Below are 25,488 nucleotides of genomic sequence, written 5' to 3' on the forward strand. Positions count from 1 at the left end.
CCCGACCGACCTCGATCAGGGGGCGGATCATCAAGGTCCTTCACTCGTCCAGAAGATCCAGGAACTCCTCTACCCGGCCGAACGGGTCATCGTGCCCGGGGGCAGCGTAGACGACGCGATCGCCGTCGCGCTGAAGCGATCGCGCCCTGGATTTCCGCAGCCGCCCAGGGAGAACTGTCGCGGCGACGGCCTCGGGCCCAACATCGAGCCTGACGATGCCACGCCGCTTGCAATCGATCCTGAGCCTGGCGGCCGCAAAAAACTCGCGCGCCTCCGGCGGGAGCCTGCCGAAACGGCGCGAGGTCTCCTCCTCCAGGTCTTCCAGATCGTCGTCGTTCCGGCATCTGGCGGCGCGGCCATAGATCTCGAGCCGCATTGCTTCCGATTGCACATAAGCTTCAGGCAACGTGTCGGCGACGGGCAGATTCAGATCAGGCACCCATAGCACGGAGCCTGTGTCGTTGGTTCTCTCGGAAGCGAGCTTCAGAAGGTGACTGTAGAGCACCGGCCCGAACACCTGGACGTGCCCGGACTGCTGTTCCGAAAACAGATCGCCGGCCCCCCTGAGGTCCAGGTCGCGCTCGCTGATGGCGAAGCCGGCGCCAGGCCTGCTGAACTCCTCGAGGACGGCCAAGCGCTTCTCGGACTGCTCGGAGGTCGACTCCGCCAGCAGATAGGCGAAAGCGCGCGTTCCGCCGCGTCCCACTCGACCTCTGAGCTGATGGAGCTGCGCGAGGCCGAACTTTTCGGGCCAGCACACGACGATGGTGTTCGCGCGCGGAATATCGAGGCCGCTTTCCACGATATTGGTCGCCAGGAGGACGTCTGCCTCGCCATCGACAAAACTCATCATCCGGTCGTCGAGCTCGTCAACAGGCATTTTGCCGTGGAGAGAGACAACGCGGAGGTCGGGAGCCAGCGATTGCACACGGGCCAGCATCGGCTCCAGATCCTGGATGCGCGGGCAGATCAGAAAGCTCTGTCCGTGCCGCCTCCGCTCTCGAAGCAGTGCTCCGGCAATGGCCGCATCTGAAAGCGGGGCGATCTTGGTCACGATCGGAAGCCGGTGAACGGGCGGCGTTGCGATTACGCTGAGATCCCGGAATCCTGCAAGACCCGCAGCGAGCGTGCGCGGTATGGGCGTCGCGCTCATCCAAAGCGTATGGGCATTCTTTGCCAGCCCCGAAAGCCTCGCCTTCTCGGCTGCCCCGAAATGCTGTTCTTCGTCGATGATGACGAGGCCAAGGTCGGCGAACTTCACATCTTTTGCAGAAAGAGCCTGCGTGCCGACAACGACCTTCAGCCTGCCGCTTCGCAGCCCTTCCTTCGTCTCTCGCGTCTCCGGGCCCGAGCTGGCCCGCGACAGGCTTCCGACCTCGATGCCGAGAGGACCGAAGCGTTTACGGAAGGTTTCGACATGCTGCCGCGCCAGGACGGTGGTCGGCACCGCGATCGCCACCTGTTTCCCGGACAGCGCCACGGCGGCTGCCGCGCGCAACGCCACCTCGGTCTTTCCAAATCCGACGTCGCCGCAGACGACCCTGTCCATGGGGTGACCTGCCGCCAGATCATCGAGCACGTCCTGAATTGCCTTCGCCTGGTCGACCGTCGTGAAATACGGAAATCGCGCGACGAACCTCTCGTAGGCCGATCCTGGGGCTACAAGTTTAGGTGCGCGGCGGCGGCGGCGCTGGCTGATGTGCTTGGCGAGCGCCTTGGCGGCGACCTGAATTTCCGCTTCAGCTTCGGTCCGCCGCGCCCACCAAGTGCTTCCGTCCGCCTTGTCCCGCGCCAGCTTGCCGGGTTCCGTCGCATACGGCCAGATCAGGGCCAGATCGGCCGGCGGCACGAGAACGGCATTGTCTTGCGCGAACACAAGCCTGATCATCTCGCGCCGCGATCCCTTTCCCATATCGAAGGTCTGCAAGCCGTCCAGCACCGCCAGCCCGCGCTGCAAATGCACCACCGCCGTGCCGCGCTCCGGTACATCCGGATGATCGAAAGCAGCCGTCCAGGCCTTCGCCATAGGCTGCGGATGATGCGCTCTGCTGCCGAGCACGTCGGACGCGGTCACGACGACCAGAGGCTTGCGGCCGGCCCCGACGAAGCCGGCATCAAAGTCGGCCAGCAGCGCCGTCTCGCGATCCCGTCCCTTCGTGGCCTCGCTCCAATCGGCACAGCGCTCCGCCTTGATGCCGCTCAGCCGCTCCATCGCGCGAAGGTCATCGTCGACCGCCGCGACGAAAAGCAGCTGCGAGCCGGCGCTTTGCATGTCGGCAATGAATCCGCGGAGGATCTTCCTCGGCGAGGTGGCCTTCGAGAAATCCGGCGTCGGGGTGAAATGCGATTTTTGCGGCAGCACGCTCATGCGTTTCTTCAGCCGCTTCCAGTCCGCTCGCCCCAGATACTCGCGCTCGACGTCCCTGCGGCCGGCGGCCTCCTCGATCGTCCCCAGCCAGCTATCGGCATGGGCCGGCACGCCGGCATCCACGATCCACCGCGCGCCACTGCAATAGTCCGGCAGCGTGGCCCGCAGTCCGCGCCTGCTTCCGAGCGCAATCCGCTCCGACATGGGATCGATGAGCAGCTCCTTGGTGTCGTAGACGACCTCATGCTCGATCGGATCGACGGCGACAATCCTGCGGAGCGCTCCGCCGGAATGCTCAATTCGAAAAGGACCAAGCGCGCCTGCGGGAAACACCTCGAACGTCTTGCCGTGGAACAGGACGCCGCCCGGATATTCCGCCTCCTCGTCGAGATCGTAGCCGAGAGCTTCCAGACGGCTCTCCAGCTCCTGCTCGGAATAGGCCGCGCCCACTTTCAGGCTGAGGCTGGTCTTGGACCAGCTCGCCGGAAGCGGCAGCCGCTCCATGACGGCCTCCGCAGTCGATACGAGGAAGACCGGCTTCTTTGCCTTGGCAAGGCGACGCAGCACCGAACTCCGCCTGCCAGCGACCTCGCGAGACGGCTCCAGACCGTCGAATGGCAAATTGTTCAGCCGCGGAAACACCAGCACGTCGACCGAAGGATCGAGCGCATGGATCACGCCACCCAGCCGCTCAGCCCTGTTCTCGTCGCCGCAGAGGAAGACGAGGCCATCGCGGCCGGACTTCCCCCATTGATCGAGCAGATGCAGCGCAAGCATGCCGAGCGGCGATGAGGACGAGACCGCGGAACGCGATGAGCTCTTGCTTTTCGAGCCCTTGCCCCTTGTCTTTATCGCGCTCGTCGCGGCGCGGGCTTTTCTGGTGGGCGCCAATTTTGATCCATCATTATGTCGCACACGGAGGCGAGCGACGACGAGCCCCTCAATCGAGCTCCATCGATAACGCGCGTCGGACCGGAAGGCCCAATGACGTCATTACAATTTCACAACTGGGTTGAAAAGCAGAGACGTAAGCCCAGCCGGCCGACCCGAAGGCAGTCGAGAGCTATTGCAGGACCTTCGGCAGCACCACGACAACGTCGACGTTCTGCCCGAGAATTTGCGTGGCGACCACAGCGAGATGATGCGAGAACTCGTCTTCGATCTCAGCCGCGCAGTCCTCGTCCCTCGCGATGGCGAACAGCAAAGTGCCGTCGACTTCGTCGAATCGGATGCCGGCGAAGAGACGATCAAACGTCTCGGCGCCGGCGATGAATGCGATTCGCGCCTGGATGGCCTGATCTTCAACGAGTGACAGCTTCATCATAACCGGGAACATGGGGGCGCACCTCCCAAATGCAAGACCGGAAGCGTGCTGGCACGACCCGCCGGGCAAACTATATTAGTCGTGTCTTCCCGCCTGACCGCCGTCCATCCTTGAGGAAATTCTTGACACTCTTCCTGCTGCTGGTCTTCCTGCCGATAGGATTGTCGGCCGGACGCTATTATTTGTTTGGCGATGCTCGGGGCAATTGGCAGACGGCAGATCGCTCGAGCGCCGGCCTGCTGCCGCCCGCATCCGCCAATCCGGAGGCGCTGATCCGGGTCTTTGCCGCGCGCACGGTGCGCTGGCGCAGTATTTTCGCGGTCCACACCTGGATCGTCGTCAAGGAAAAGGGCGCCGCAACCTATAGCCGATACGATTACACGGCGTGGGGCGACCCGATCCGCAGCAACGGATTTGCGCCCGACGGCCGCTGGTTCGGCGCCATACCGGAAACTGTCGTGGCGGTCGACGGCACACCGGCCGAAGCGCTGATCCCCAAGATGCGTTACGTCATCGAGAACTACAGATTCCGCGCCTATGGCGATTACAGCCCTTGGCCCGGACCGAATTCCAACACCTTCGTGCAGGCGGCGCTGGACGCTGTTCCCGAGCTTCGTGCTGTCCTTCCACCCACCGCGATCGGCAAGGATTATCCGTACAGCGGACGCTGGGCCGGCGTCACGCCTTCCGGCACGGGCCTCTACGCCTCGCTGTCGGGTTACCTCGGCATGACGATCGGCTGGGTCGAAGGGTTCGAGATCAATTTCTTCGGCGCGGTGCTGGGCATCGATGTCCGACGGCCGGCGCTCAAGCTCCCCGGCATAGGCCGTCTCGGAGTGGCGGCCGGCTTGTAGAGGGCCGACAGCGACCTCGCCAAACAAAAAACCTGAAAAACAACCCCATGCAAAGTAGAACCGCCACCTCCGGTTATCCGCGCTGACGCCGCTTAAGTCGAGACGAGGTCTGGTTGAATCGCTCCGCGGGCGCAGAGCGCGAAGCCGCTGCCCGAACGGCCTGAATTCATCAGGCTCTGGTCATTTGACTCGTCGGGCAAAACACTGGCAAAATTCCATCGTGGCCAGATGCGCTCGGCACACCTGCGTCATCTCAAGGCGATCGTGACCTGGCTGATATTGGCCGGCTCGGAATGGCGGCAAGTTTGAGGCCGATGCCGGCGAGCAATGCCGGGATGATCGCAACCCCGATACGCCCTGCGACACCGCACGGACGGCCGCCGGCGAGATCGAGAGCGACCGCCAGATTAACAATTCGGTAACGATACGAGTCGAGCCCAATGCATTAATGCAAATCGCACCCGCCGGTGTCTCGGCCGTCACGACCCTGCTATAAAAAGCGCGAGATCCGGCTCGACCGTCTTTTCCCCGGGTTATCTGGTTTCCCTGGTCACGCATGAACAAGCCAAGCGACACATTCGATATCGCCATCGAGCAGAATTTCGACTTTCTGTCTCCGGAATACGCGGAGCTATTTGACAGCTCTGCCGCAACTGCGTTTCAGCATCCACTCTGGCTGGATAGTCTCTACGCCAGGCTCGCCTCCCATGCGGGGGCCAAGCGGTTGGTGGTCGTGGTCCGCCGCCGCACAACGGGAGCGCTGGCGATGGTGCTGCCGCTGCTCCGGATCCGGCGCGGCCCCATCCGCACCATCGAATTCGCCGATCTGCGCGTATCCGACTATCTGGCGCCGGTCTGCAGTCCCGAGGTGTTTTCCAGCCTGCTGGAGGACGAAGGTGCCTGCGCAGAGATCAGGCGCCTCGTCCGCCCGTTCGATCTGCTCCGCATGACCAAGCTGCCCGACGCACGGCTTCCGATCGAAAGCCTCCTGGGCGCGCCACGCCGGGTATCGATGGATACGAACGCCTACGCGACCGTTCTCGTCGCCCCGTTCGAGCAATGGCGCGCCAGCGCGCTGGATCGCTCCTATCAGAAGGAGCTCGCAAAGAAACATCGCCAGCTCCAGAAGAAGGGAGCATTGGACTTTTCATGCTGCAACGACAGCGCCTCCATCTTTGAGGCGATGGAAGCGATGAAGCAATTTCGCGGCCCGCGGTTTCAGGCCCAGGGCGATGGAGATCTACTCCAGCGCCCCGAATATTACGACTTCTATTCCGACGTGGCCGGCCGCGGTCTCGGCTCGTTTGTCCGACTCTATGCCATGAAGATAGACGGCGGCGTGATCGCCGCCGTGCTCGGACTGTGCCATCGCGGCAAATTCCTCGTCATCATGAGCGCCTTCGACATTGCCGGATACAAGAGCCAGTCCTTGGGTTCGCTGATGTTCGAGCAGGTCGCCAGGGATTGCATCGAGCGCGGCGATCGGATGCTCGACTTCACCATTGGCGATGAGCCATACAAGAAACTGTTCGGCGGGCAGCCCTCGCCGATGTGGATGGTCACGCAGACCGGCAGTACCGCCGGCGCCGTCAGCTTGTTCGCACTGAAACAGGCTCCCTGGCTTAAACTGGCGGCCAAGCGGCTGTCGGATTTCAGGCTCCTGCCGGCCCGCACCCCAACGCCCACGCGCTAACCGAAGCGCAAGCGAGTGGCGCAGAACTCAGGCACGGAGCGCACCGCGAACGCGTCCGAGCCAGCCCGGGTGCATCTGATCGACACGATGCGTGAGACTGCGCCTCAGGAAGTGCAGCCGGCGCCGCACATCCCATCCGATATCGTTGCGGGACGTCAGGGCCTGGCGGAAGCGCGCCATGTTCAACGACCGCTGGTCTGCCGCGACCTTGTCGGGATCGGAATAGAACTGCGCTATCTTCTCCGTGCCCATGCCCGCTGTTGTCAGCCAACGCGGCGCATGTTCGGTGCAAAGACGATCGACATCCATCAGCAGCCGAGCGACGCCCGTGCCGGCGGCAGGACAATTGGTCTGGAACGCATCACCGATGAGCACGACACCGGGTTGCAGGTGTCCCTCCACGACGGTCAGATCCATCACCCAATTCTGAACCCGGTCGGTCACGTGGAAATCGCCGAGGTAAGGCCGCAATCCCGGCAGCAGGCGCAAAATCGTCGCTCCCGCTTCGCGGCGCAGCTCGCGCATGATCGGATCGGTCGGGTCGCGGAACATGAAGAGGTTCGCCCGCATACCGGCAGGCACCGGAAACAAACTGAGATAATCGATGCCGTCCGCCGTGCGCTCGCCGTAGCAGGTCAGCGCCTCGAAATCGAACCGCGCGCCATCCCGGCGGGCGATCGTGAAGCCGAACGAAACCGAATGACGCTCGGCCAGCACGCGCCGCCTGATACCGAGCTTGTAGCCGAGAACCCCCGCCATGCCCGTGGCCAGAACGACGAGGCGCGCATCCAGGCGCCGTCCCGAGGCGAGCTCGACATGCTGGATATCGTCGTTGCATTTGACTGCGGTGACTTCGTCGACGATAAGACTGGAAGGATCAGGCAGCTGGCTGCGCGCCATTGCAACGAGATCGGCATAGGGAAGTCCGTAAGCCTGGCCGACGCTGACATCGACCACCTTGCCTTCCCTGATATTGAGCACCTGATCATATCGGCAAGCGACGTTCTCGAGCGCATGGAGGAAGCCCAGCTTGCGGAACATCCCCAGCTGCTGACCTCCGATCTTCTCGACCCGGAATTCGTCAGGATGAACCGCGCGCTTGTCGACGAGAGCAACGCGATGCCCCGCCCGCGCAAGAACGGAAGCGGCGAGCGATCCCGCAAGGCCGCCGCCGACGATCGCGATGTCTGCGACGATGGTCGCAGTCCCGGCGGGATCGATCGGAGCGGTCACGGTTCTATCCGTCGTCATGGCTTTTGGGCTCCCACGGGTAACGGTGGTTCCATGTGCAATTCTCTCGCCTGATGTCGGATCGCAGGGCCAAACGCGATCATTTCCGCAGATTGAGGTTAATGGCTGGGAGCGTTGATCCGGCCGGCGCCGTCGCGGCACGTGCCTTGCTGAGAACGATCTCCAAATACCGCTCTGTCGTCAGATAACTGGTTCGAATCCATTCCTGAGGGGCCATTTCAATGCTCGAACAGCCGCAGACTGGCTGGCTTCGTTTCTCATCGTGCGCCAGCGCGGCATCGCGCCGCTTTTCAACCGAGCCGGTCTTTGCTCTATCTGGGACATCAGGGACGCAGCTGTTTCAGGGTGACGCAGCGGCGCACAGCCCGCTCCAGCTACGGACGACAGAATCCGAAGGGTGCATATTAACACACGCGATGTCCTGGCATGCTAGGCTCGGGCCGCTATCGCAAGGGGTATCTTCGGGGGACACTCCGTATCTTCGATGATCGATTCCATTGTTCAATTCCTGCAGCGTGACGTGACGCGCGGCGTTGTCGGGACCATCCTCCTCAAGGTTGGCAGCGGCGCGCTCGCGTTTGCATTGTTCTCGCTGGCGGCACGGACGATGTCGCCCGATGGATTCGGTATCTTCGCGACCTGGCTTTCGGTTGCCCAGATCGCAGCGGTCGTGGGACTGGTCGGCCAGGAGTCGCTGCTGGTGCGATTCCTGAACGAGTATCAGATCGGAGAAAGGCCGGACCTCACCAAAGGTGTCCTCCTCTCGAGCTTCAAGATCAGCTTCGTCGCGATGCTGATCGCGATCGCCGCAGTCGCGTTGGTCGCTCATTTCAGGGGCGATTGGTGGTTGCTGATCCTCGCGGTCTCGGCCTACACGGCCGTGAATGCCGGATTGATGCTCGGCAGCCAGATCGCACGCTCGCTGGTCAGCATTCTCATGGGCGAGGGAAACCGCGAACTCTTCTGGCGCGTCATCGTCGTCCTGTTTCTGCTCGTCATGTTGTTCGGTCATCGGCAGATCGACCCCGCCGAGTTGATCGCCGTAATGACAATTGCCATGTCGGTGGGAATGGTCGCGCAGATCATTGCGATTGCGCGGGCTCTGCCGGATTTGCGCGCTACGGCAGCGCGCTCCGAAACGTCGCGCTGGCGATCGAGCGCGCTTCATTTCTGGCTCGCGTCCATCCTCGAGGCCGCGAACCAGTATTTCGACGTCATTCTGGTTTACTGGATGCTGGATCCGGCGACCGCCGGAATCTACTTTGCCGCTTCGCGCCTCGCCAACATCTTCGCCATGCTGTCCGCCGCGCTGTACTCTTTCGCAGCGCGCCGGCTTCCTTCGCTGTACTTCAGCAAGAACCACCAGGAATTCGAGCGGACATTGCAACTCATGGCGGAAGTGACCGCGCTTTGCGTGGTCGCCGGGCTCGCGCTGATCTGGATTGGCGGCCCCTATCTTCTCAACCTGTTCGGACCTCATTTCGCCGCGCAGCACACGGTCCTGATCGTTCTGGCGATCGGAACGGCCATCCAGGCCGCAGGCGGTCCATCCGCGGCGATCCTGCAACTGACCGGCCATGAACGCATCTATGTCCCCGTCGTTGCCGCGAACGTCGCGCTGCGGCTCATCGGTTTCCTTGTTTTGATTCCCTGGCTCGGCGTGCTTGGCGCAGCGATTTCGGCTACCGTGTCGCTTGCGCTTGCAACCATCGCCCTCAATATCCTGTGTCGGCGGCGAACCGGCGTCGATCCATCGGTTCTCGTGCTGTTGCGCTTCTCCGCTTTCAAACGCGGAACCTACGCGGTCCGTGGCGCCGACTCCGGCGACTAGGCGTCAGCAGTGCTTGTTTAATTCGCGGTCACTCGCCTGCTCTCGCGCACGGCCAATTGGTTAACGCGCTCGCTGCGCATCATCGGGAACCAGCAGAATTCCCGCACGAACGATGCCGATCCGCAAGCGCCGCATTAACTCCGTTTTTGGCTAGTCGGTGTCCGCGCGATGCTCGCATGATAGGTACGGCGTCAAGAAGGTGAAGATTTCGTTTCTTTAGCGGTCGGGATCCGTGCTCCATTATCAGCCGAACAAGGAATTGAACGAGACGATCGCGACAGCACTCGCGCGCCCAAACGGCGGCGGACGAAAGCTGCACGTGCTTCTCGTACAGACCCAGGCCGAGAATGCGGGTGCACAGGAGATATCCAGGCTGCTGGGCGCCGGCCTGATCGCGCGCGGCCACCGCGTCTCCAACCTGTTCTTCTTCCGCAAATCGGATTCTTTCGAAGAGCCTCCCGAGACGTTTTACTGCGCGTCGAGCCGCCCGGGCGATCCGCTGGCGCTGCTGCGGATGCTGTGGACGCTCGGCGGCCATATCAGGGCTATCAGGCCCGACGCGGTCCTGACGTTCCAGCATTTCGGCAACGTCATCGGCGCGGGCGTATCGCGCCTCGTCAGCCGCGCACCTGTCGTCGCCAATCAGGTTTCATCCGCGCTGTCGATGAGCCGACCGGTTCGCACGGCCGACATCATCATGGGCAGCCTCGGCTTCTTCGATCGCATCACGCTTAACTCGCAGGACATGGAGCGCGAGTATTCGCGCTACCCCCAGGCCTATCGATCGCGCGTGGTGCACGTCCCGCACGGCTTCGAAGACAAGGCATTGATCTTGCCGAAAAGCGCCGCACGACAGAAATTCAACCTTCCGCCGGACCGCGTCCTGCTCGGCTGCGCGGCGAGGCTGCACCCGCACAAGCGGCTCGATGCGGCGATACGCCTCCTGACGGATGAACCGTCATGGCACCTTGCACTCGCCGGCCAGGGCGCCGACGAGGCGCGGCTGAGGCAGCTGGCGGACGACCTGAAGGTGTCGGACAGAGTGCATCTGCTCGGTGAAATCGCCCCGCGCCAGATCGCGGACTTTCTCGCCTGTCTCGACGTGTTCGTCTTTCCGACGCAGGCCGAAACCTTTGGCCTCGCCGCCGTCGAAGCCGCCAACGCCGGCGTTCCCTCCGTCGTCACGGATCTTCCCGTGCTGCGGGAGGTGCTGTCCTTCGAAGGAAAGCCCACTGCACTCTTTGTCGATGCTTCAGATCAAGCGAAGCTGTCGGCTGCCGTCTCGAGACTTCTGACCGACCAAGCGCTGAGCGACGAACTGCAACGGAACGCCAAAGGCCTGAGGTTGCGCTATTCGGTAGATGCGATGGTGGAGGGGTACGTTCAAATTCTCAACCAGGTCATCTGACCCCGCGCTGGACTAGATTGGCTGGACATGATCATCGAGTTTCGCTGCGAACGTGAATATGCGCGGCGGTGGATGCACCGCCAGACGCTGTCGATCGACGGCCGGGACGTTCCGGTTCAAATCGCGTGGACCGCAACGGCGGAGCCACGGCCCGCAGGGCTCAACGCGCTGTTCGAACTTGAGCGCGTGGTGCTGCACAAGGGTAAGCACAGCGGCGCCGACAGGCTGAAAATCGATCCGGAACGGACGCAACCTCGCACGGGCGCGGCCGACGTGATCGTCGATTTCACAAGTGCCGCGCGCGATCCGAACTGTTCGGCCCGGCTGTATCTCCGCCCGTTGTTCAATGGAACGGCAGGCGAAAACGCGGCGCTGGCGGCTATTCTCGCAGGCGACCTGCCGGTCATCGACATCGCCAACGAGGTTGACGGTACGGTCCTCGACCGCGGCCATCCCTCCGGAGAAGTCGCGGCCGGTTTGAGCGGGGCGCTCGAAACACTCATGGCGCGAACCCTGACCATGGTGGCGGCAATCCTGTCGGGACGGCCGCGCATCGTGCCGCAACTGACACGCCCGGCCCGAGCCGGCAATGGCCGGCCGCCGGCGGCGTACGTCGCGCGCGGCCTCGCGGTGTCGATCGCCAAGGAGATCTACCGCCTCTGCTGCTATGCCCCGCATTGGCACGTCGGATGGCGCTTCAATGATGGCGCTGGCGTCTGGCAGACCGGAGATCTCTCCGGGCCCGGCTGGAACGTCCTTGCAGATCCCGGAAACCATTTCTACGCCGATCCCTTCCCGATCAAATGGCAGGGACGAGCATTCGTCTTCTTAGAAGATCTCGATCACCGGGTTGGAAAAGGCATCATTTCGGCGGTCGAGTTCGGCGACGCCGGCCCGGTCGGCGGCGCCGTGCCCGTGCTGGAGGAGCCTTGGCACCTGTCCTATCCGTTCCTGATCGAGGACAATGGCGAGTTGTGGATGATCCCGGAGAGCTCGCTCCACGGGGACGTTGCCATCTACAAATGCGTTCGGTTTCCGGACAAATGGGAGCGACACGCGACGCTGCTCTCAGGTCTCGAACTGGCCGATGTGACGATCACGCAGCACAACGGTCTGAACTATCTGTTCGGGGCCTGGCGCGACGGAACCGGCGGCTATTCGGATTCGCTGGCGATCTATTACGCCGAGCACCTGCTCGGTCCCTGGTTGCCCCATGCCAGCAACCCGGTCCTGATCGATCGCGCAAGCGCGCGACCAGCGGGAAATTTCGTCACCATCGATGGCAAATTGTGGCGGCCGGTGCAGGATTGCGCCAACGGATATGGCGCGGCGCTCGGCCTGACAGAAGTGGTCGAACTGTCTCCGACGATGTTCAAGCAGGTCGTGCGCCACTCCCTTGGACCCGGACCGGCATGGCCGGGCAGGAAGCTGCACACATTGAACCGCTGCGGCCGGCTCGAGGTGATCGACGGATCGCGTGTTCAACCCAAGATCCGCGCCTTCGCAAGCGGATTTTCATCGGTCGCTTTGCCTCCGCGAACCAGTCCAAGCTCGGCGCATTGATCGACCAGTTCGCCCATCCCCTGCTTGCTCATGGCTGCTGGAATTCCAGAGCGTCTGTCACCTACTTGGTCGGGTCCATCCAGATTCCCGGCTCTGAATTCTCGCGGATGTGGGTAACGAGGAAGTCGGAGAAGGCCCTGATCTTGGCCGGCAACCCGGCACGGTTCTGGTATGCGATGTTCATGGTGAGCAGTGGCAGCTCCCAATCCACCAGGACCGGGACGAGACGGCCCGCCGCGATGTCGCTTTGAACGATGTAGAGCGGCTGGATGAGGATGCCGAGCCCCGCCAGCGCCGCGCCACGGATGACCTGGCCGTCATTGCTGTCGAGCGTCGGCGTGATGCGGATGGTCTGCGCGCCGTGGCCTTTGCGCAGGCGCAGCGAATAGGGATCGTTCGCGAGATTGTAGACCAGCATGTTGTGGCGCGCGAGATCGGCGGGCTGCTCCGGCTCGCCGGCATTTGCGAGATAGGCGGGCGCGGCCGCGAGCACGCGCCGCATCTGGCCGATGCGACGGACGATGATGTTCGAATCCGGCTCCTGCTCGCGGGTCCGGATCGCCACGTCGATGCCGGTCTCGATGAAATCGGGATACCGGTTGGCGGTCGTGATCTGCATGTTGAGCTTCGGATAGCGCGCGCGGAAAGCCGGCAGCATCGGCGCCAGATAGATCACCGCAAAGGACAGCGAGCTCGTGACCCGCAGCGTGCCCTGCGGCGACATGGCGCGATCGCTGACGATGTCCTCGGCTTCCGCCAGTTCGCTCAAGACCCGGCTGGAGCGCTCCAGCAGTTCCTGCCCCGCCTCCGTCAACCACAGCCGGCGTGTGTTGCGCTCGATCAGCCTGACCGCAAGGCGCTCCTCGAGCGCGCTGAGGTGGCGGCTCGCCGCCGCATTCGACATGCGCAAGGCCTCGGCGGCTTTTGACAGGCTGCCGAGCTCGGCCGTCTTGGAAAACACTTCCAGCTGGAGCAGGCGGTCCATTCTTTCGCAAACAGGAAAAGAGACTTACGATCATTGGCCTTTATTTCCGTATCCCGCAAGTCAAAATGGCCAGAACACAAGCAAGATGGCAGGCGAGGAAACAGGGAAATGTCGGGCCCGATCAGGCACATCGTGATGTGGCGGCTGCGCGGGGAGACGCCCGCGGAGCGCTCCGCGGCCCGACTCAAGGTCAAAACCTTGTTCGAGGGCCTGCGTGGCCAGATCGACGGCCTCACGCATATCGAAGTCGGGCTCGACGTCAGCGATGTCGACTACGCCTGCGACGTGGTGCTGTTCTCCGAATTTGCCGACCAGGCAGCGCTCGCCACCTATGCCACCCACCCGGAACATCTGCGCGTGCGCGAGGCGCTGGGCGACTTGCGGATCGGGCGCTTCCAGGTCGATTATCCCGTCAAAGAGACCGGCGCATGATCGGTACGTTCACTTTCGAAAACCTGCCCTGCCGCGTCGTGTTCGGCAGCGGAACGCTGGCTGAAGCCAAGGCCGAGGTGGAGCGGCTCGGCGGCAAGCGCGCGCTGGTGCTGACGACGCCGCAGCAGGAGGCGCAGGGCAAGAGCCTGGGGGCCGCGCTCGGCCCGCTCTATGCCGGAATCTTTCCCGGCGCGACCATGCATACGCCGGTCGAGGTCACCGAGCGGGCGCTCGCGGCGATGAAGGCGTGCGAGGCCGACTGCGTCGTCTCGCTCGGCGGCGGCTCGACCACCGGGCTTGGCAAGGCACTGGCCTTGCGCACCGGCGTCAACCAGCTCTGCATTCCCACCACCTATGCCGGCTCGGAGATGACACCGATCGTCGGCCAGACCGAGAACGGCCTGAAGACCACGGTACGCGATCCTGCCGTGCTGCCGGAGACCGTGATCTACGATGTCGACCTCACCTTGACGCTCCCGGCGAGCCTGACCGCGACCTCCGGCATCAACGCGATCGCGCATGCGGTCGAAGCGCTTTACGCGCGCGACACCAATCCCATCACATCGCTGATGGCGGAAGAAGGCATCCGCGCGCTGGCACGCGCCCTGCCCGCCATCGCAACGAAAAGCGACGATCGCGAGGCCGGCACCGAAGCGCTCTATGGTGCCTGGCTGTGTGGCGTCTGCCTCGGCACCGTCGGCATGGCCCTGCATCACAAGCTCTGCCACACGCTCGGCGGCACGTTCGATCTGCCGCATGCCGAAACCCACACCATCGTGCTGCCACATGCGCTGGCCTACAACGCGCCGGCGGTGCCCGAGGCGATGGCGCGGATCTCACGCGCGATCGGCGCTGCCGATGCATCGCAGGGACTTTTCGATCTCGCGAAGCGGCTTGGTGCGAAGCTGGCATTGCGCGACATCGGCATGCCCGAAAGCGGCATCGACAAGGCGGCCGATCTCGCGGTTACCAACGCCTACTGGAATCCGCGGCCGCTCGAGCGGGGCGCCATCCGCGACCTCATCGCGCGGGCCTGGGCCGGCGAGCCGCCGGTCGCCATCAAAGCGGCGGCTTGAAGCGATGCGGCGCACGTTGATCAAATCCGCGATGATCATCAGCATGGATGGCGCTATCGGCGACTTTCGCACCGGCGATGTGCTGGTCGAGGGAAACCGTATCAGTGACGTGCGCGCGTCGATCGACCTCGGCAGCGGCGCGACTGAGACCGAGTTCGTCGACGGCACGGGGCGCATCGTCATCCCCGGCCTGATCAACGCGCATATGCACACCTGGCAGACCGCCCTGCGCGGCTACGCCGCGAACTGGACGCTGCTGGAATATTTCCGCCGCATGCACGCCGGCCTTGCAACCGTGTTTCGGCCCGAGGACATTTACATCGCCACGCTTCTCGGCGCGCTGAACCAGATCAATTGCGGCACGACCACTCTGGTCGACTGGTGCCACAACAATCCGACGCCTGATCACACCGATGCCGCCGTACGCGGCCTGATCGAAAGCGGCATTCGCGCCGCCTTCTTCCACGGCTCGCCAAAGCCCGAGCCCAAACCGGGCGAGCCGCACTTCTCGGAAGTGCCGCACCCGCACGGCGAGGTCAAACGGCTGCTCGCAGGCCCCCTCGCCGACCGCAACGGGCTCGTCACGCTGGGGCTCGCCATCCTCGGCCCGCACTACTCGACGCTCGATGTCGCCATGCATGATTTCCGCCTCGCGCGGGAGCTCAAGCTGATCGCATCCATGCATCAGGGCGGCGGTCCGGCCAAGACGCCGGGTGGCTGGGAGAAGCTGATCGAGGCGGGCCTCGTCGGCGCCGGCATCAACATCGTCCACGGCAACGACCTGCCTGACGGTCTGCTCGACCGGATGATCGATCTCGGCGTATCCTTCTCGGTGACGCCGGAGAACGAGATGATCCAGGGCCACGGCTTCCCGATCACCGGACGGCTGCTCAAACGCGGCGTGCGCCCGACCATCGGCATCGATCTCGAATCCGTGCTGGCCGGCGATCTCTTCTCTGCCGCGCGCGTTGCATTGTCGATGCAGCGGTCGCTCGACAATGCGGAGGCGCGCAAGGAAAGCGGCACCATTCCGACGACGACCACCATTCCCGTCCGTGAAGCGTTGCGCTGGATCACGATCGAGGGTGCGCGCATGCTTGGCCGCGAGAACCAGATCGGGTCGTTGACGCCGGGCAAGCTCGCTGACCTCGTCATCATCAACGCATCCGATCTCAACCTCTTTCCTGTGCACGATCCCGTCGCAACCGTCGTGATGCAGACGAGCCTCGCCAATATCGAGGCCGTCATGATCGGCGGCGCCTGGAAGAAGCGGAACGGTCGGCTGCTGGTCGAGGCGCTGGACACAAAGAAAGAGCTGCTGGCGCAATCCGGCCGGCGGCTGGTGCAGGATATCGAAAGACAGGGACGCGCTGCCTGAGCGTCCCAGGGACAAGAGCAATGACAGACACTCTAGAGAATGTCGCTTTCATCGGGATTGGCAAAATGGGCCTGCCGATGTCGGCGCTCGTCGCCAGGGCCGGCTTCGCCGTGACCGCATTCGATCAGAGCGTCGCGCGAATCAACGAGGCGCGTGCGCAAGGCATTTCGATTGCCGTTTCGCCGGCCGAGGCCGTAAGCGGCAAGGCCGCCATCATCACATCCCTGCCCGATGACGCCGCCTTGCGCGGCGCGTTGCTCGGCCCCACCGGCCTCATCGGCGCGATGGCACCCGGAGCCGTTTTGATCGAGACCAGCACCGTGAGCGTCGAGGCCTCCGCTGCAGTCGACGCCGCCGCGCAGGCGCGCGGCATTGCCTATCTCCGTTCGCCGGTCTCGGGCAATGCCAGCATCGTTCACACGGGCGCTTTGACCTGCTTCGTCTCGGGACCGAAAGACGCCTTCGAAACCGCAAAGCCGCTGCTTGCGACGATCACCCGAGCGCAGACCTATCTTGGACCGGCCGAGGAAGCGCGGTACGCCAAGCTCTCGGTCAATCTGATGATCGCGGTGTCGGCGGCGATGATGGCCGAGAGCCTGGCTCTGGCGCGCAAGGGCGGCATCGCGTGGCAGGATATTTTGAAGGTGCTCGACGACAGCGCGATCGCTTCCCCCATGGTGAAGTACAAGACCGCGCCGCTGCGCAACCGTGATTTCGGGTCCACCTTCTCCTGCAAGCAGATGGCGAAGGATCTCGATTTGATCCTCGGCGCCGGCCACGCCGCCGGCGTGCCGCTTCAGCTCGCAGCACAGGTGCGCGAGACCTATGGATCGCTGATCGCGCAGGGCGAGGGCGATACCGACTTCATCGCGACCGTCAAACATCTCGAACGGCTGTCCGGCCTCGGGGAGCCGAAAGTTTGATCAACGGAGGCACCCATGCGCAACTTTGACGAGAACACCACCACGGATGCGGGCCGTGCGCCGGATGGTCGCATGGTGGACAGCGACTATTTTCTCCTCAACTATGATTTCGGCTTGAAGCAGGTTGCGACCAACGCGCAAGCCGCCTAAGCCGAACGGAGAGCGCAACGGACCGGCAAGAGTCCGTCATCGGAGCAGACAGGGAGCAAGGATGGGACCGGGCGTCAGCACGGCAGCTTTGGCCGATCGCCTCAGAGGCATGATCGGTCCGCGCGCAAGCGTTGCGCGCGGCGTGCTCGATCAGCACGGACAGAGCGAATCGCATTATCGCAACCTGCCGCCCGACATCGTCGTCTTTCCCGAGACGACGCAAGAAGTGGCCGATATCGTCAAACTGTGCGCCGGCTCAGGCATGCCGATCGTCCCGTTCGGCGCCGGCACCTCACTTGAAGGCAATGCTGCATCCGTCGCCGGCGGCGTCTGTTTCGACTTCGCGCGCATGAACAAGCTGCTGACGCTGCACGACAGCGACATGGATGTCGTCGTGCAGCCCGGCATCACGCGAAAGCAGCTCAACGCCGAGCTGCGGGCCACAGGCCTGTTCTTCCCGATCGATCCCGGTGCGGACGCCTCGATCGGCGGCATGACGTCCACGCGCGCGTCCGGCACCATGGCGGTGCGCTACGGCACCATGAAGGACAATGTCATGGCGCTCGAAGTGGTGCTGGCCGACGGCCGCGTGATCCGCACTGCCAGGCGCGCGCGCAAGTCGGCCGCCGGTTATGACCTGACGCGCATGTTCGTCGGTGCCGAAGGCACGCTCGGAATCATCACCGAGATCACGTTGAAGGTGCACCCGGTTCCGCAGGCGATCTCGGCCGCGGTCTGCAGCTTCGACACCCTGCACGACGCCGTTGACACCGCGATCTCCGTGATCCAGTCCGCGATCCCGGTCGCGCGCATCGAACTGCTCGACGACGTCATGATGCGCGGCATCAACGCTTACGCCAAGCTCGGCTATCGCGAAGCCCCCACCCTGTTCTTCGAATTTCATGGCTCCGGGAGCTCCGTCGCCGAGCAGGCCGAAGCCGCGCAGGCCATCGCCGCCGACCATGGCGGCCACGGCTTTGCCTGGGCGAAAGCGCTTGAAGACCGCAGCCGGCTCTGGCATGCCCGCGACAACACGCTCTACGCAGGCCTGGGCCTGCGGCCCGGCGCGCGCGCCGTGATCACCGATGTCTGCGTACCCATCTCGCGGCTGGCGGAATGCCTGACCGAGACCCGGCGCGACGCGGACGAGCACGGTTTTACGGCGCCGATCGTCGGCCATGTCGGCGACGGCAATTTCCACATGTTGATCCTGATTGATCCCGCGAAACCAGAGGAGATCGCAGGCGCCAATGCGCTCCAGGCCCGCATGGTTGCCCGCGCCATTGCCATGGACGGCACCTGCACCGGCGAGCACGGTATCGGGCTCGGCAAGATCGACTATCTCATCGACGAGCTCGGCGAGTCCGTCGACGTGATGCGGTCGATCAAGCAAGCGCTCGATCCTGATGGACTGATGAACCCCGGGAAGATCTTTGCAGGCGGAGCGCGCGCATGAGCACCGCGATGTTGGCTATTGAACCCTCCCCGCCTGTCCCGCTGCTCGAGCTGCGCGGCATCAGCAAGGAATTTCCCGGCGTCAAGGCGCTGGATGACGTGTCCTTTGCCGTCTTCCCCGGCGAAGTCCACATGCTGCTCGGCGAGAACGGCGCCGGCAAGTCGAGCCTGATGAAGGTGCTGTGCGGTGCCTATCGCGCCGATGCCGGTGAGTTCTACCACAGGGGCGACAAGGTCGCGATCGACTCGACCGCGGATGCGCGGAAGCTCGGCATTGCCGTGATCTTCCAGGAATTCTCGCTCGTTCCCCATCTCGATATCGCCCAGAACATCTTCCTCGGCCGCGAGCCGAAGGGCCGCATCCCCGGCACCATCGACCGCCGCAAGGTCCTGGCCAATGCCAGGCGCGTGCTCGGCACCATCGGCTTCGACATCGATCCCTCCACCGCCGTCGACAAGTTAGGGGTGGCGCAGCAGCAGATGGTCGAGATCGCGAAGGCGATCAGCCAGAAGGCACGCATCCTGGTCATGGACGAGCCGACGGCGGCGTTGTCCGATCGCGAGACCGAGCTGCTGTTCGCGTTGATCGCGCGGCTGAAGGCCGACGGCGTGTCCATCGTCTACATCTCGCACCGTATGGCCGAAGTGTTCGCGCTCGGCGACCGCATCACCGTGCTGCGCGACGGCCGCCGCATCGACGGCGTTCGCCCCGCCGAGGTCACACCGGACCAGCTCGTCCGCATGATGGTGGGCCGCAACGTCGACATGACCTATCCGCGCAATTTTGCCGACAAGCCCGGCGAGCTGCTGCTCGAGGTCAAGGGCCTGACCGCGTCGACCGGCATCTCCGATATCAACATCGAGGTGCGCCGAGGCGAGATCGTTGGCCTGTGCGGCCTCGTCGGTTCCGGCCGCAGCGAGGTCGCGCGCGCGATCTTCGGCGCCGATGCCGTGACATCAGGCGAGATCATTTTCGACGGCAAGGCCATCTCCGGCGAGCCTGACCTTGCCGCCCGCCGCGGCATCGCGCTGATCCCGGAGAGCCGCAAGAGCGAGGGCCTCGCGCTGCTGCGGTCGGTGAGCGACAATCTGGTGGTGTCGGCGCTGCGAAAGCTGTTTCCGAGCGGCCTGTTCGACCAGCGCAGCGCGCAGCGCACCTCCGAGGGCCTGATCCGGCAGTTGCGCATTGCAACCCCGAGCGCGCGCCAGACCGTCGGCCTTCTCTCCGGCGGCAACCAGCAGAAGGTCGTGATCGGCAAGTGGCTGGCTGCGGGCTCAAAGCTCTTCATCTTCGACGAGCCGACGCGGGGCATCGACATCGGCGCCAAGTCGGAAATCTTTGCCCTGATCGACCGCCTGGTGGCTGAAGGCGCGGCGGCCTTAATGATCTCGTCCGAACAGATCGAGATCTGCCATGTCTGCGACCGCGCTTATGTGATGCGCGAAGGCCGCATCGCCGGGCACCTGACCCGCAGCGAACTGACCGAGGAGAACATCGTGCGACTGGGGATGCATCATGCGTGAAGCCGCGGTCGTCGTACAACCCAATCCGCTGCAACGGATTCCCGGCGTTGCCATCGTGCTGGTGCTGCTGATCGCGCTGTTCAGCGCGATCGCGCCCGGCTTCCTGTCGGTCGCCAACCTCTCCAACGTGCTGGTGCAGTCGACCATCCTGACCATGCTGGCACTGCCGATGACCTTGATCATCATGACCGAAGGGCTGGACCTGTCGATGGGCGCGGTGCTGACGCTCACCTCGCTCTGCGTCGCCATCGTGTCGCTCGCGACCCAATCGATGCTGCTGGGCCTCGGCGCCGGGCTGCTGGTCGGCGCGGCCTTCGGCATTCTCAACGGCTGGCTTGTCGCCATGGTCGGAATTCCGCCGTTCGTCGCGACCCTCGGCACGCTGGGCATGGCCCAGGGCCTGTCGCTGATCGTCAGCGACGGGCAGAGTGTGGTCGGCATCCCCCACAGCGTGCGCGACATCTATTCGGCGACGCTTCTGGGCGTCCCAGTGCCGATCGTGATGGCGCTGGTGACCTATGCAGCCTTTCACGGCCTGCTCTATCATACCCGCTTCGGCACCTACATCTTCGCGCTCGGGGGAAATCGCGAGGCGCTGCGCTATGCCGGCCTCTCGCCGAACCGCCTTCTAATCGCGGTCTACGCGATCGGCGGCGCCATGGCCGGCATCGCGGGCCTCTTGATGACCGCACGGATGAATTCAGGTCATCCGACCGCGGGGCTCGGTCTCGAATTCGACGCCATCGCCGCCGTTGCGGTCGGCGGCACCTCCTTCGAGCGCGGCAATGGCTGGCTGCTCGGAACGGTGCTCGGCGTGATCGCGGTCGGCGTGTTGCGCAACGGGCTGAACCTGATCTCTCTGCCGTCCTCGGTGCAGGTCGCAAGCGTCGGCGTCCTCGTCATCGTTGCTCTCTTCCTCGACGGTCTCCGGAGCCGCGCATGACCGACATCACCAAAGACGCCATCGCGCCGCCTCGCTCGTTCCTGTCGCAGGACGCACTCCAGGTCTTCTACCGGCTGCTCGCAGCACTGCTGATCTGCGCCGTGCTTGCAGTGCTCAGCGATTCCTTCCTGAGCCTCGGCAACATCCTCAATGTGCTCAGGCAGGCAAGCCTGACCTTCTTCATCGCCTCCGGGCTGACGCTGGTGGTGCTGACCGCCGGCCTCGATCTCTCCGTCGGCGCCAATGTCGCACTATCCGCCTGCATTGCCGGAACCGTGATCCACAAGACCGGCTCGCCGGCGCTCGGCATCCTGGTCGGACTTGCCTGCGGCGGCATCGTCGGGCTCCTCAATGGCGTGATGGTCACCGCGCTGCGGATCCCTTCCTTCATCGCCACCTATGGCATGCTCTGGGTCCTTAACGGCCTCACCTATTGGTACATGGCGGGCGAGACCCTTCATGGCTTCCCCGCAGGCTTCCGCCAGATCGGCAGCGGTTATCTGTTCGGTCTGCCGATCCCGGTCTATCTGCTGCTGGTGTTCCTCGGGATCGGAACGGCATTTGCGCAGCGAACTGTCTGGGGCCAGGAGATCTATGCGATCGGCGCCAATCCGGTCGCCGCGCGTCTCTCCGGCATTCCGGTCGCACGCCGTCTGCTGCTGGTCTATGTCGTCTCCGGCACCATGGCCGGGCTCGCCTCGATCATCTTCCTGTCGCGGCTCAATTCGGCCGAGGCCGACATCGGCGAGAGCCTGACGCTGCCCGCGATCGCGGCTGTGCTGATCGGCGGCACCTCGCTGTTCGGCGGGGTCGGCACCGTGTTCGGCACCTTCATCGGCGCCCTGATCCTGACCCTGGTACTGAACGGCATGAACCTGTTGTCGGTCAGCGCCAACTGGCAGCCGCTCGTCACCGGCATCATCGTCATTCTCGCGGTCTGGCTCGACATGAAGACCCGCCGCCGCGCGCAATGAGTTTCTAGAGTTCCAACAAGCAAAACGAGGGATGGAGGCAACATGAAACAGAAACTGGGCTATCTGGCGCTGCCGCTGCTGATGGCGGCCGCGTTCACCACGCAGGCGCGCGCCGACGGCGAGACCATCGCCGTCTTCACCAAGAACCAGACCAATCCGTTCTTCCAGACGGTGCGGGTCGGCGCCGACAACATGGCGAGGACGCTGAACGCCAAGACGCTTCAGTATATCCCGACCAAGCCGGATTCGATCCCCGAGCAGCTCAGCCAGATCGAAGACGTCGTGGTGAAGAAGCCAAGCGCGATCGTCTTCACCCCGGTCGACTACAAGGCGATGGTTCCTGGGGTCGAAAAGATCAACGAAGCAAAAATCCCCGTCGTCAACATCACCGACCGCTCGGCCGGCGGCAAGTTCCTCTCCTTCGTTGGCGCCGACGATTACAGCCTGGGGCTCGATACCGCGCGCCATCTCCTGAAGACTCTCGGCGGCAAAGGCAACATCGTCATCATCGAGGGCGTCAAGGGCTCCCTAACCAATGTCGATCGTGTCAGAGGCTTCAACGACGCGCTGAAGGAGAACGCCGGCGCAAAACTGCTGGCGTCGCAGCCCGGCAACTACCAGCGGCTCCAGGCGCTTCAGGTCATGGAAAACCTAATGCAGTCGAACTCCCAGATCGATGGCGTGCTCGCGGCGAACGACGCCATGGCGGTCGGCGCGATCGAGGCGCTCGACGGCGCCAACCGCAAGGCGCAGGTGATCGGCATCAACGGCACCAAGGAGGCGATCGACGCGATCAAATCCGGCAAGCTGCTCGCGAGCGGCGACTACAACGGATTTGCGCAGGGCTGCCTCGGCACCATGATGGCGATCCGTAGCTTGCGCAACCAGCCTGTTATCGCCGAGATCGTGCTGAAGCCGACCGTCATCACCAAGGACAATTACCAGCCCTTCGACGTGCCGCTGGAGCAGCGGAGCTGCCCGACATTCGAGAACGCCAGCAAGCTCGGCAGCAAATAGACCATCACGACAAGCACGGACGGCCGCCCTCGCGGCCGTCCCAAGAAACGGAGACATAAACGGAGATCATCATGCTGTTCGCGATTCATGCTCTCGACGGTGCCGGCGCGCTACCGATCCGGCTTGCCAATTACGACGCCCACAAGGCCTTCCTGAGCGACACCTCGCGCTTCGGCGTCAAGATCGTGATGTCGGGGCCGCTCGTCTCCGACGACGGCACCACCATGATCGGCAGCCTGTTCCTGATCGAGGCGCCCAGCCGCGCCGAGATCGAAGCCTTCAACCGCGCAGATCCCTTCGCCGCAGCCGGAATCTGGGAAAAGGTCACGATCACGGGCTTCCTGCGCCGCCAGGGTTGAGGCCCAGCGCACCATCTTCGAGATGACAAGCCACCCACTGCTCGCTTCCGGCCGCGCGAAGCGTCGGCTCCTCGCTCCGGCAGCGGTCGAAGACGAGCGGGCAGCGGGTGTGGAAACGGCAGCCGCGCGGAGGATTGATCGGGCTTGGCACATCGCCGCTGAGGATGATCGGATTGCGCTGGGCGCCGGGCTCGGGCAGCGGCACCGCCGAGAGCAGCGCCTTGGTATAGGGATGCTTTGGCGCGGCAAAGATTTCGCGGCGGGGCGCAACCTCGACGATCTTGCCCAGATACATCACCGCCACGCGATGCGTCATGTGCTCGACGATGGCGAGGTCATGGCTGATGAACAGCAAGGCGAGGCCGAACTCGTTCTGGAGATCCTGCAACAGATTGACGATCTGCGCCTTGACCGACACGTCGAGCGCGGAGACCGCCTCGTCGCAGACGATCAGCTCGGGCTCGGCCGCGAGCGCCCGTGCAATGCCGATGCGCTGGCGCTGGCCGCCGGAAAATTCATGCGGCCTGCGGTTCAGCGCTTCGCGCGGCAGGCGCACGGTGTCCATCAGCGCCACAACACGCGCCTCAAGATCGGCTGCGGACTTCGCGAGGCCGAAATTGCGGATCGGTTCGGCCACAATATCGCGCACCCGCATGCGCGGATTGAGGCTCGAGAACGGATCCTGGAACACCACCTGCACGCGCCGGCGCATCTGGCGCATCGTGCTCGGCGCCGCATCGTCAATACGCTGGCCATCGAGGATCACCTGGCCCGAGGTGATGTCGAACAGGCGCAAAATGGCCCGGCCGACGGTCGACTTGCCGCAGCCGGATTCACCGACCAGCGACAGCGTCTCGCCGCGCGCGATCTCGAACGATACACCGTCGACCGCATAGACCCATTCGGACCTGCGGCTGAACAGGCCCTTTTTGACCGGGAAGTGCTTCTTGAGGTCATTGACCTGGAGCAGCGCGGGGCTCATGCCGCAACCGCCCCCTTGGCGGCGTAGTGGCAGGCTGCGACGTGACTGGGTCCCTTCTCTTCGAGCCCCGGCGCATATTGCCGGCAGAGATCGGTCGCGAGCGCGCAGCGTCCGGCGAAGACGCAGCCGATGATGGGCTTGCGCAAATCAGGCACCTGCCCGGGAATCTCGGCGAGGCGCCTCGCGGTGCCGGTCAGCGAGGAGCCGAGCCGCGGAACTGCGCCGAGCAGGCCTTGCGTATAGGGATGACGCGGGGAACGGAACAGCTCCGCCACCGGCGCCTCCTCAACCTTGCGTCCGGCATACATGACCATGACGCGCTCGGCGATCTCGGCGACGACGCCGAGATCATGAGTGATCAGGATGATCGCCGCGCCGACCCGGCGCTTGAGATCGAGCATGAGCTTGAGGATTTGCGCCTGGATCGTCACGTCGAGCGCGGTGGTCGGCTCATCCGCGATCAGGAGCTTTGGATTGCAGGCCAGCGCGATCGCGATCATCACGCGCTGGCGCATGCCGCCGGAAAGCTGGTGCGGATATTCGCGCACCCGCCGCTTCGGCTCGGGAATGCCGACCAGCGTCAGCATCTCGACCGCATGCGCCTCGGCGGCCTGCTTGTCCAGGCCCTGATGGATCATCAGCGTCTCGCGGATCTGGCGGCCGACGGTCAGGACCGGATTGAGGCTCGTCATCGGCTCCTGAAAAATCATCGAGATGTCGTTGCCGCGGATCGATCGCATCTCGCGGTCGGACAGTTGCAATAGGTCCCTGCCCGCGAAGCGGATCGCGCCTGCGATCCTGCCCGGCGGCTCCGGGATCAGCCGCATCAAGGACATCGAGGTCACCGACTTGCCGCAGCCGGACTCGCCGACGATGGCGAGCGTCTCGCCTTCGTTGACGTGAAAGGACACGCCGTCGACCGCGCGGTTGATGCCCCCCGGCGTACGGAAGTGGGTCTGCAGGTTCTCGACTTCGAGCAATGCCATCGCGATCAACCC

22 protein-coding genes are annotated in these 25,488 nt (G+C 64.0%); 16 read left to right on the forward strand and 6 right to left on the reverse strand.

The genetic code is table 11. From position 1 onward, the window contains the following. Positions 1–40 precede the first annotated feature (40 nt). Both IVA80_RS01785 and IVA80_RS01790 read right to left on the reverse strand, forming a co-directional pair. Complete coding sequence (locus IVA80_RS01785; RefSeq protein ID WP_247425473.1) at positions 41–3,145, reverse strand: DEAD/DEAH box helicase; 3,105 nt, start codon at positions 3,143–3,145, stop codon at positions 41–43. A 286-nt stretch (positions 3,146–3,431) separates the two neighbouring features. Beyond that, positions 3,432–3,692: a hypothetical protein gene (locus IVA80_RS01790; RefSeq protein WP_247425475.1), complete on the reverse strand. Its 261-nt coding sequence runs from the start codon at positions 3,690–3,692 to the stop codon at positions 3,432–3,434. A gap of 122 nt (positions 3,693–3,814) precedes the next feature. On the opposite strand from IVA80_RS01790, the gene IVA80_RS01795 reads away from it, so the two are divergent. Then, the gene (locus tag IVA80_RS01795; RefSeq protein ID WP_247425011.1) at positions 3,815–4,546 is read left to right on the forward strand and encodes a DUF3750 domain-containing protein; all 732 of its coding nucleotides are present in this window, start codon (positions 3,815–3,817) and stop codon (positions 4,544–4,546) included. A gap of 556 nt (positions 4,547–5,102) precedes the next feature. Further along, a complete protein-coding gene (locus IVA80_RS01805; protein WP_247425013.1) occupies positions 5,103–6,239 on the forward strand; it encodes a GNAT family N-acetyltransferase in 1,137 nt (378 codons plus the stop codon). Positions 6,240–6,266: 27 nt separating this feature from the next. Here IVA80_RS01805 and IVA80_RS01810 read toward each other — a convergent pair whose 3' ends face one another. After that, entirely contained in the window at positions 6,267–7,490 is a 1,224-nt protein-coding gene (locus IVA80_RS01810) for an NAD(P)/FAD-dependent oxidoreductase (protein WP_247425015.1), read from the reverse strand. A gap of 484 nt (positions 7,491–7,974) precedes the next feature. Between IVA80_RS01810 and IVA80_RS01815 the strand changes: the two genes are divergently transcribed. The 3 genes from IVA80_RS01815 (at position 7,975) to IVA80_RS01825 (ending at position 12,292) form a co-directional block, all read left to right on the forward strand. Beyond that, a complete protein-coding gene (locus IVA80_RS01815) occupies positions 7,975–9,321 on the forward strand; it encodes a polysaccharide biosynthesis C-terminal domain-containing protein (RefSeq protein WP_247425018.1) in 1,347 nt (448 codons plus the stop codon). 232 nt (positions 9,322–9,553) lie between these two features. Beyond that, entirely contained in the window at positions 9,554–10,729 is a 1,176-nt protein-coding gene (locus IVA80_RS01820; protein ID WP_247425020.1) for a glycosyltransferase family 4 protein, read from the forward strand. A 27-nt stretch (positions 10,730–10,756) separates the two neighbouring features. Then, complete coding sequence (locus tag IVA80_RS01825; protein ID WP_247425023.1) at positions 10,757–12,292, forward strand: hypothetical protein; 1,536 nt, start codon at positions 10,757–10,759, stop codon at positions 12,290–12,292. Between the two features lie 61 nt (positions 12,293–12,353). Here the strand turns inward: IVA80_RS01825 and IVA80_RS01830 are convergent, their stop codons facing one another. After that, entirely contained in the window at positions 12,354–13,277 is a 924-nt protein-coding gene (locus IVA80_RS01830) for a LysR family transcriptional regulator (protein WP_247425027.1), read from the reverse strand. Between the two features lie 108 nt (positions 13,278–13,385). Here IVA80_RS01830 and IVA80_RS01835 point away from each other — a divergent pair, with 108 nt between their 5' ends. The 11 genes from IVA80_RS01835 to IVA80_RS01880 all read left to right on the forward strand — a co-directional run bounded on the left by IVA80_RS01835 (position 13,386) and on the right by IVA80_RS01880 (position 23,508). After that, positions 13,386–13,709 carry a Dabb family protein gene (locus tag IVA80_RS01835; RefSeq protein ID WP_247425030.1) on the forward strand — a complete coding sequence of 108 codons (324 nt, stop codon included), beginning with the start codon at positions 13,386–13,388 and terminating at the stop codon, positions 13,707–13,709. Beyond that, on the forward strand, positions 13,706–14,785 hold the full coding sequence (locus tag IVA80_RS01840; protein ID WP_247425032.1) for a maleylacetate reductase: 1,080 nt from the start codon (positions 13,706–13,708) through the stop codon (positions 14,783–14,785). The genes IVA80_RS01835 and IVA80_RS01840 overlap by 4 nt, the downstream gene beginning before the upstream one ends. Before the next feature lie 4 nt (positions 14,786–14,789). Further along, the gene (locus IVA80_RS01845; protein WP_247425035.1) at positions 14,790–16,163 is read left to right on the forward strand and encodes an amidohydrolase family protein; all 1,374 of its coding nucleotides are present in this window, start codon (positions 14,790–14,792) and stop codon (positions 16,161–16,163) included. 20 nt (positions 16,164–16,183) lie between these two features. Continuing rightward, positions 16,184–17,086, forward strand: coding sequence for an NAD(P)-dependent oxidoreductase (locus IVA80_RS01850; protein ID WP_247425038.1), 903 nt, complete (start codon positions 16,184–16,186; stop codon positions 17,084–17,086). Between the two features lie 15 nt (positions 17,087–17,101). Beyond that, the gene (locus tag IVA80_RS38290) at positions 17,102–17,236 is read left to right on the forward strand and encodes a hypothetical protein (RefSeq protein ID WP_256467336.1); all 135 of its coding nucleotides are present in this window, start codon (positions 17,102–17,104) and stop codon (positions 17,234–17,236) included. 61 nt (positions 17,237–17,297) lie between these two features. After that, positions 17,298–18,692: an FAD-linked oxidase C-terminal domain-containing protein gene (locus tag IVA80_RS01855; protein ID WP_247425040.1), complete on the forward strand. Its 1,395-nt coding sequence runs from the start codon at positions 17,298–17,300 to the stop codon at positions 18,690–18,692. Then, positions 18,689–20,215, forward strand: a complete 1,527-nt coding sequence (locus tag IVA80_RS01860) for a sugar ABC transporter ATP-binding protein (protein WP_247425043.1) — start codon at positions 18,689–18,691, stop codon at positions 20,213–20,215. The genes IVA80_RS01855 and IVA80_RS01860 overlap by 4 nt, the downstream gene beginning before the upstream one ends. After that, on the forward strand, positions 20,208–21,158 hold the full coding sequence (locus IVA80_RS01865) for an ABC transporter permease (protein ID WP_247425046.1): 951 nt from the start codon (positions 20,208–20,210) through the stop codon (positions 21,156–21,158). Before IVA80_RS01860 ends, IVA80_RS01865 begins: the two co-directional genes overlap by 8 nt. Further along, entirely contained in the window at positions 21,155–22,132 is a 978-nt protein-coding gene (locus IVA80_RS01870; protein WP_247425049.1) for an ABC transporter permease, read from the forward strand. The genes IVA80_RS01865 and IVA80_RS01870 overlap by 4 nt, the downstream gene beginning before the upstream one ends. A 42-nt stretch (positions 22,133–22,174) precedes the next feature. Then, positions 22,175–23,149, forward strand: a complete 975-nt coding sequence (locus tag IVA80_RS01875) for a sugar ABC transporter substrate-binding protein (protein WP_247425051.1) — start codon at positions 22,175–22,177, stop codon at positions 23,147–23,149. A 71-nt stretch (positions 23,150–23,220) separates the two neighbouring features. Then, entirely contained in the window at positions 23,221–23,508 is a 288-nt protein-coding gene (locus tag IVA80_RS01880; RefSeq protein WP_247425053.1) for a YciI family protein, read from the forward strand. On the opposite strand, the gene IVA80_RS01885 is transcribed toward IVA80_RS01880, so the two are convergent. After that, positions 23,480–24,490, reverse strand: coding sequence for an oligopeptide/dipeptide ABC transporter ATP-binding protein (locus IVA80_RS01885; protein ID WP_247425056.1), 1,011 nt, complete (start codon positions 24,488–24,490; stop codon positions 23,480–23,482). The two genes, IVA80_RS01880 and IVA80_RS01885, sit on opposite strands and share 29 nt — an antisense overlap. Then, the gene (locus IVA80_RS01890; RefSeq protein ID WP_247425059.1) at positions 24,487–25,476 is read right to left on the reverse strand and encodes an ABC transporter ATP-binding protein; all 990 of its coding nucleotides are present in this window, start codon (positions 25,474–25,476) and stop codon (positions 24,487–24,489) included. Before IVA80_RS01890 ends, IVA80_RS01885 begins: the two co-directional genes overlap by 4 nt. Between the last annotated feature and the right edge of the window lie 12 nt (positions 25,477–25,488).

It is taken from the genome of Bradyrhizobium sp. 139 (assembly GCF_023074175.1).
Taxonomy (GTDB): Bacteria; Pseudomonadota; Alphaproteobacteria; order Rhizobiales; family Xanthobacteraceae; genus Bradyrhizobium.